Annotated in this window: 4 protein-coding genes; 1 reads left to right on the forward strand and 3 read right to left on the reverse strand. The window is 51.7% G+C overall.

Annotated features, from left to right (window positions below; translation table 11 throughout):
* Positions 1-194: 194 nt before the first annotated feature.
* Positions 195-2,558 carry a DUF4157 domain-containing protein gene (locus Q0986_RS15240; protein ID WP_299411966.1) on the reverse strand — a complete coding sequence of 788 codons (2,364 nt, stop codon included), beginning with the start codon at positions 2,556-2,558 and terminating at the stop codon, positions 195-197.
* A 113-nt stretch (positions 2,559-2,671) separates the two neighbouring features.
* Entirely contained in the window at positions 2,672-2,887 is a 216-nt protein-coding gene (locus Q0986_RS15245; RefSeq protein ID WP_299411969.1) for a hypothetical protein, read from the reverse strand.
* Positions 2,888-3,072: 185 nt separating this feature from the next.
* On the opposite strand from Q0986_RS15245, the gene Q0986_RS15250 reads away from it, so the two are divergent.
* Positions 3,073-6,684: an AAA family ATPase gene (locus Q0986_RS15250; protein WP_299411972.1), complete on the forward strand. Its 3,612-nt coding sequence runs from the start codon at positions 3,073-3,075 to the stop codon at positions 6,682-6,684.
* 169 nt (positions 6,685-6,853) lie between these two features.
* On the opposite strand, the gene Q0986_RS15255 is transcribed toward Q0986_RS15250, so the two are convergent.
* The coding region (locus tag Q0986_RS15255; RefSeq protein ID WP_299411975.1) for a hypothetical protein at positions 6,854-7,074 on the reverse strand (221 nt) is incomplete at its 5' end.

Genomic DNA, 7,074 nt, shown 5'->3' on the forward strand with positions numbered 1-7,074 from the left:
GCTGTTGGGATTCAAGCGATTCCAAAGGGCATAGTCTGACCTGATTGGGTAGAAGTAGACCTCAAGCCATCGAAAAATGATGGTTTATTTTGCCGTGGAAGTGTTACCCAAAATCCCCTGTTTTTAAACCATGCCACGGATTCCTTCCGTGCCGCCGCATTCCCTTCGCCTCTGCCCTGTTCCTCGCCTCGTCTTTATTCCCATTCGTCCTCTGGCCCGAGGCCATGGAATTCTTTGCCATAGTCAGCTCCCGTTATCCCTTTCGTCTCTTCGTAGACGTCGCCGCCTCGTATAATAGGTTCGATCTTATACTTGCCTGCGGCTGTTTTCTCTATATTTATGTCCTCATCAGCGAAAATCTCCTCCTTAACTCCCCCATAGGGCGCTGCTTCCCACTCTACGCTTGTTTTTCTCTTTCTGGTCTTACCCTTCTGCTTCTTTTTCCCCTTTTGTGACTTTGCTTTTCCGCCGGTCTTAAATAGGTTCCTCGTTGATTTCTCTAACAAGTTCTTATACTTCTCTGCTTCTTTTCCCCATTTCTCTTCGTTATTCAAGTCCTCGTCCTCGGCTTCCTGCTTTTTTTCCTCTTTGTTCTTGAGATACTCGTCCTTCTGCTTCTCGATTTTATCTTCAGACTTCGCTTTTGCATACTCCGACCTCACATCGTTCATGGTCGGTAGCGGTCCCCACTTGATACACCCTACTTGCGTATAATTCTTTAATAATTTATCCTCAATCGTTATTCTTTGCACATCACTCCTCCTCACGCCGTTCTTATAATACTCCTGGAGATCATCGCATTCCCATATCTCATGGCCCTTCCTGTCGGGGAAACCCGCCGCCTTCCATTCTTTGACGTGCCTCATCCGTACCCTCTTCCCAGTACTCATTGCTACATGCTCCGCTCCGACGCCGAAAAGCACCACATATCCCTCGGGTATGTTTATCTTCGATAGGTATTGCATTATCTGAACCACATCTTTTGTTCGCTGGCCCCACTCCTTCGGCTTCCAATACAGTCCTCTCAAGCTTCCCTTCCTTCTCTGAACCGCTCGTGATAGAACCGGACCGATCTCTACCTCTTTTTCTCGCTGCCAATCGGGAAAATATTTCTCCATTGCGCCAATGCGTGGTGCCATTACACCTGCTAGCCCCGTGGGTTGCTTCTTTCGCTGGAAATTAGCTTTCGTGAAATAATCCTTGTTGATTATGCCTCCTTTGAATGCTGCAAATAATACTGTCTGCCAACAATTCATTTGCTCTAGTTCCGAAAGATTACCCCCGTTGATCCACTGCTTGATCCCATTTATCCACGCGTGCTGGGGGTTATTCCACTTCCAGGGGGGCTGGTCTTTTTCTGATAAGGCCTGGAATGCACGCAAAATTCGTTTAGAGCAGCGCTGTTTGACCTCACTCACGACTTCGTTCCAATCGAAAAAGATCATCCCAGTCATACTCTGTACAACCTGTTCAAGGGCGGGTATGTCCTGTGATTTGATCTCGAACCTGTCCAATTCTACCAGCACGTCATCAATGGCGTATTGGCGAGGCTTGGATCGATATGTTTGATATACAAAAATTGACCCATTGCCCAACTTCTCGTCATCGTTGAAGGGGTTTTTGTCCTCCTCCTCGTCACCTTTTTCGGCGTCGTCTTCAGTAGACCCGGTTTTCTCATAATCTTTCTGCCATTTCTTTGCTACCAAGGCCACCTCGCTTAATGTTATGGGCTCTGTATACTCTAGATGGTTGAAGTACCTCATAAACCATTTGACTTCCTCCTTACTCATCGGTCGTGCTCTATTCTTGCTCATCAACCATTTTGCGACCTCCTTCTCGAGCATAGGTTTACCGTTACTTCTGCAGACCATTGGCTTACGTTGCACCACAATTCGATCTGATTCACCCGTTTTCCTACTTGCATCCTGCTCCTCAATTGAGCGGTTAATCACATCTACTTTCTTATCCTTTGCGCTAATCCCCTTAACTCGGACAGGCTCATTTCGGGCCACCCGCTCCCCGTTGTCATCCGCATTCTTCTCCAACGCCGGATTCGCATTAATCGGCGTGCCATTCACATCGGGCTTTAAAGCCATCTGACTTTGCTGCACCAAATGGGTGGCCTCATGGCCCAGTAGCTTCGGGTCATTCGCACCACTGGACTTCACTACAATCTTGTCTTTCTGGGTATAGGCTGTTGCCTGTAATCGTTGGGTAGCCGCGTCATCCACATAGACCCTGGCGTTGGCCACCTCTGGATAGCCCGACTGAACAAAGGTATTCACCACTTGAGGGGGCAACGGGCGACCACTGCCCTTGGGCATCAGGTTTACCGCTTTACCCCCTCCCGAACCCTCTGCCTTTCGTTGCACATTGCCAATCATCGCGCCCCACTTTTTTGCGGTCGTTTCCTTGGGTGCGCGCGCCATGTTCTGACTATCTTGCACAGGCTGCGGGACGGAGACGAGCGTCTGTGCGTCCTCCTCTTGCTTTCGCTGCTGGACAGATACTTTAGACGACTTCCAAGACGACCTGCTTTGGGGCTCGAGGGTTTTCATAACTGGTCCTGGGATTAGGGTGGCTTTCGGTCAGGCGTTGGGTTAACCTGTGTCGGATTGGATTTCACCTATTAATGTTAATGTCAGCTTATATGAACCCTAACCCCAACGCATTAGATTGTAACGAAATGCTCCTTTTCCGCTGTGTAGTAGAGATCGTTTATGGTGCGTTCCTTCACCAACTTAAACTCTTCACACCGACCCCAGACCTGGTACACACCAGTCTCTTGGTGTTGCTGGCGCTGAGGATGTTCAGTATAGCGCTTCAGTACGATCTCAGGACGGCGAGCGATCACACTTCGAGTATGGGACCGGCTCTCTAAATGCATCCCGACTCTGCTTTCAAAAAGAGCTGGGTCGTTACCTCAAACTCAAACCCTGCACCGCTCAAAATTTTAAGGAAAAAAGAACAATCAAGGGCATGCTCACCCTTATTATTTGGATAACGCCGTGAGTTTTAACTGTGTTTTTACAGCGTTGCACTTGACAGATATCTGTCCTTATCCCAGCATCTATGACAGAGCCACAATCCACTCCCGTAGATCGCCCACCTGTCACCCTAGACGCCAACCAGCGGCTATCACGATCGTTGCTGTGGAAACTACAGCGTAAATTTTTTGAGCAGCACGGCATTCAAGCCTGGAACACGGGCAAAGTGCCTCACTATGTGACCAGCAATCCCTTCATTGCCAACACCTACGGTCAAATGGTGCTGGCCTTTTTGCGCGACTGGCTGGCAGCGGAGACAGCCGTTAGCACCTCACCCGTAGATCCCAGCCAACCCCTTTACATTCTCGAACTCGGTGCAGGTTCCGGGCGATTTGCTTACCACTTCCTCCAACAATTTTTTGCCCAGCCTCTCCATCCCCTCCTCCAACCGCTGTCGGTCAAATATGTCATGACCGATTTCGCCCCCCACAACCTAGACTTTTGGCAAACGCATCCTGCCCTAAGTCCCTACTTTGACCAGGGGCTTCTTGACATTGCTCAGTTCGACTTCCAATCTCCAGCCCCAATTCAGCTGATTCACTCAGGTGAGTGCCTGTCGGCGGAGACGCTGACCAATCCTCTGATTGTCCTGGCGAATTACTTCTTCGATAGCATTCCCCAGGACCTATTTGCGATTCAAGTCGGGCAGCTGCAGGAAACCCAACTGACCCTCACCATTCCAGACGTTGACACCGACCGACCCCCAGCGGAATTATTGGAGCGCCTGCAAATCACCTATGCCGATCACCCGGTTACTGTTGACTATTATGACGACCCTGCTTTCAACCAGGTCTTACAGCACTACTCACAACAGCTGGATGATACTAGCCTGATGCTACCGATTGTGGCCCTGGAGGGGCTGGCCCACCTGCGTCATTTGACTGGCGATCGCCTCCTATTACTCACTGCTGACAAGGGCTACAGCCGGGAAGTCGATTTAGCCCATCGCGACAAGCCCAAACTGGTGTTTCATCAGGGCTGTTTTTCCCTGAGTGTAAACTACCACGCCCTTGCCCTCTATACCCAACACCAGGGTGGCCTGGCCCTCGTCCCCCACCATCGGCCCAGAAGCTTGACCGTGTGCGCTTTTTTGTTTGGTTCCTCGACCACCGACTATGCTGAGGTCCACCAAGCCTATCACCAGTGGATTCAACAGACCGGCCCTGACAATTTCTTTGCCCTCAAGAAGACGATTGAGCCGCTATACCCCACCCTCAAACTGCCGCAAATTCTCGCCTATCTGCGTTTCAGCGGCTGGGATCACAATATCTTTTTGGGCTGCTGGCCTACCCTTATGGCCCTGGTCGAAACCGCTCCTGACGTCCTGCGGCAGGGTGTGGTCGAGGCCATCCAACAGGTGTGGGAGCGGTACTACTGGATCGGTGAAGATAAAAATCTGCCGCTCCAGTTAGCGCGGTTGCTTGCACAGCTTGGGGATGACGCTGCCGGGTTAGACTATCTGGAGCATTCGCTGCAGATGTATGGCGACACCCCCGACACTCGGCTGCACCAGGCTATCTGCCTCCTACGCCAGGGAGAAACCGCCGCCGCCCTGGGCGCGCTCGAGCGGGCCTTAAACCTTCAGCCACAGTGGGAAGTGGCTCAGGCTTTAAAGCAGGCGATTGAAACCGGCAGCGCCGACCTGGATGCCCTCATGGATGGGGCGATCCCCGCCTCGGTTGATCCCCTCAGCCTTAGCCTCTGGGGCTTACGGTTATTGTTAGAGCGCCACCTCGAAGCCGAACCTGCCATCCCTCTAGAAGCTATCCTTGAAGCCGAGCCGTTATCCCTGGCCCAGTTGGGCGACACCTTCAATCTTTCCCCCTTTGAGCGCACGATTCTTCTCCTCTGTCTGGGGTTAGAAATTGAACCCCAATTTCGAACCCTCTGTGCCCAAATCCATGGCGATAGCAACAAACCCTACGCCACACTGGGGTTGGCCCTCTCTGTCTTCTCCGATGCTGATTGGTCCGTGCTTTCTCCTCAAAGCCCCTTGCACCACTGGCAGCTGATTCAGCCTGAGCCGGGGCGGTTGCTCACCGATGCGCCGCTCAAATTGGATCACCGCATCCTTTGCCACCTGCTAGATGAACCTGCCCTTGCTCAACAACTCTCCGACCTAATGACACCCTTGTCACCTGAGGGCGTCATGGATGCGTTGCCCCCATCCTATCTGACCGCTGTCCAACGACTTATGGCCACCTGGTCGATGGCAGCCTCTCCCCAAGGATTTCCCTTGATCTGCCTTATCGGACCCGATGCCACCCCCCATACGAATGTCGCCGTGGCGGCGTGCGATCGCTTGGGGCTCCATCTGATGGCCTTACCCGCCGCCGTTTTGCCCACCGAGCCCCAAGCGCTGGGCCAGTTCCAACGCCTCTGGGAACGAGAAGCTCTGCTGACCCATAGCGCCCTGTTGCTGGACTGTGACATTGCAAATCCAGATGATCCGGGCCGAAGCGCGGCAATTTCTCTGTTTTTAGAACCGCTCAAGGTCCCAGCGATTGTCTGTAGTCGCGATCGCAAACCTCAAGTCCGCCGCCCCCTCATCACCGTTGAGGTTCCCCCCCTAACCTATGCTGAACAGAAACATCTGTGGCATACCCACCTAGATCCCTTAACCAAAGACCTTAATGGCTACATTGATTTACTCGCTGCCCAATTCCAACTGAGCCCAGCGGCAGTGCAGTCAGTCTGTATGCAAGCCAGTGGGACAATTCAAAATACGCTGCGAGCAGGGCAAAGCCTTACAAATCCAAAGATCCAAAATCCAAAATCCAAAATCCAAAATCATTTATGGGATCTCTGCCGCTCCCAGGCCCGACCCAATCTAGAAGATTTGGCCCAGCGAATTGAGGCTACGGCCACCTGGGAAGATTTGGTGTTGCCCGATCGCCAGAGGCTGATCCTAGAAGATATGGCGACCCATCTAACTTATCGGGCTCGGGTATATCAAGATTGGGGCTTTGCCAAGAAGGGCGATCGCGGCCTAGGCATTAGCGCCCTCTTTTATGGCGAAAGCGGCACGGGCAAAACAATGGCTGCCGAAGTGCTAGCGCGAGCTTGCAATCTAGACCTCTACCGTATTGACCTCAGCACCGTGGTGAGTAAATACATTGGTGAAACTGAAAAGAACTTACGTCGGATTTTTGATGCGGCGGAATCTGGCGGGGCGATCCTGCTGTTTGATGAGGCCGATGCGCTATTTGGCAAACGATCGGAGGTCAAAGACAGCCACGATCGTCATGCCAATATCGAAGTCAGCTATTTGCTGCAGCGGATGGAAGCTTATCGGGGCCTGGCCATCCTGACTAGTAACCTTAAGGACAATCTGGACAAAGCGTTTTTGCGACGGCTTCGATTTATGGTGCCGTTTCCCTTTCCCGATGCGGAGGCACGGGCCGAAATCTGGCGGCGCATTTTTCCGGCTCAAACCCCGACTCAAGGGTTAGACTATGACCGGCTGGGGCAACTCAAAGTAACCGGGGGCCACATTAGCAATATTGCCCTCAATTCTGCCTTTCTAGCTGCCCAATGCGATCGCTCAATCACCATGGAATACATTCGTCAGTCTGCACAGCGAGAATATCTCAAGCTCGAAAAACTATTGACCACCGAAGAAATCGAAGATTGGTAACCAGACAGTTGAAGTGAACCCTTGATCTTGGACAGTAAAATCAGGAATGAGAGAGAACCACATCACATGTATCACACCTGAAAATTATCCTGTTCATACCTCCACTTTTCTTCAAATTCACTCGGTGTTAAATAGCTCAATGATGAAGTTAGCGGCCAAAAGGTCTGGGTTAAGGGGTTGTAGCGAGAGGCAGAATTTGCTGGTCAACCCAGTAGAGATCCCATGCCTGATTTAGCATGATGGTCTTCATCGCAGCAAGAGCATCAGCAGTGGCTTCTGACCAATGCATCCCTCGTTCTTTTGGATTTTGTGGAGTGAACTGCTCAATCCCTTTTCCCAACAATGTTCTGTAGGATATAGAGTCCAGGATGCCCTCACTCTTGGTCATCA

Source organism: Acaryochloris sp. IP29b_bin.148, from assembly GCF_028285565.1.
Classification (GTDB): domain Bacteria; phylum Cyanobacteriota; class Cyanobacteriia; order Thermosynechococcales; family Thermosynechococcaceae; genus Acaryochloris.

What these genes read in the sequence shown, in the direction of transcription:
- Q0986_RS15240 (WP_299411966.1), bottom strand. Translation starts at nt 2,558, where the DNA reads ATGAAAACCCTCGAGCCCCAAAGCAGGTCGTCTTGGAAGTCGTCTAAA.
- Q0986_RS15245 (WP_299411969.1), bottom strand. Translation starts at nt 2,887, where the DNA reads ATGCATTTAGAGAGCCGGTCCCATACTCGAAGTGTGATCGCTCGCCGT.
- Q0986_RS15250 (WP_299411972.1), top strand. Translation starts at nt 3,073, where the DNA reads ATGACAGAGCCACAATCCACTCCCGTAGATCGCCCACCTGTCACCCTA.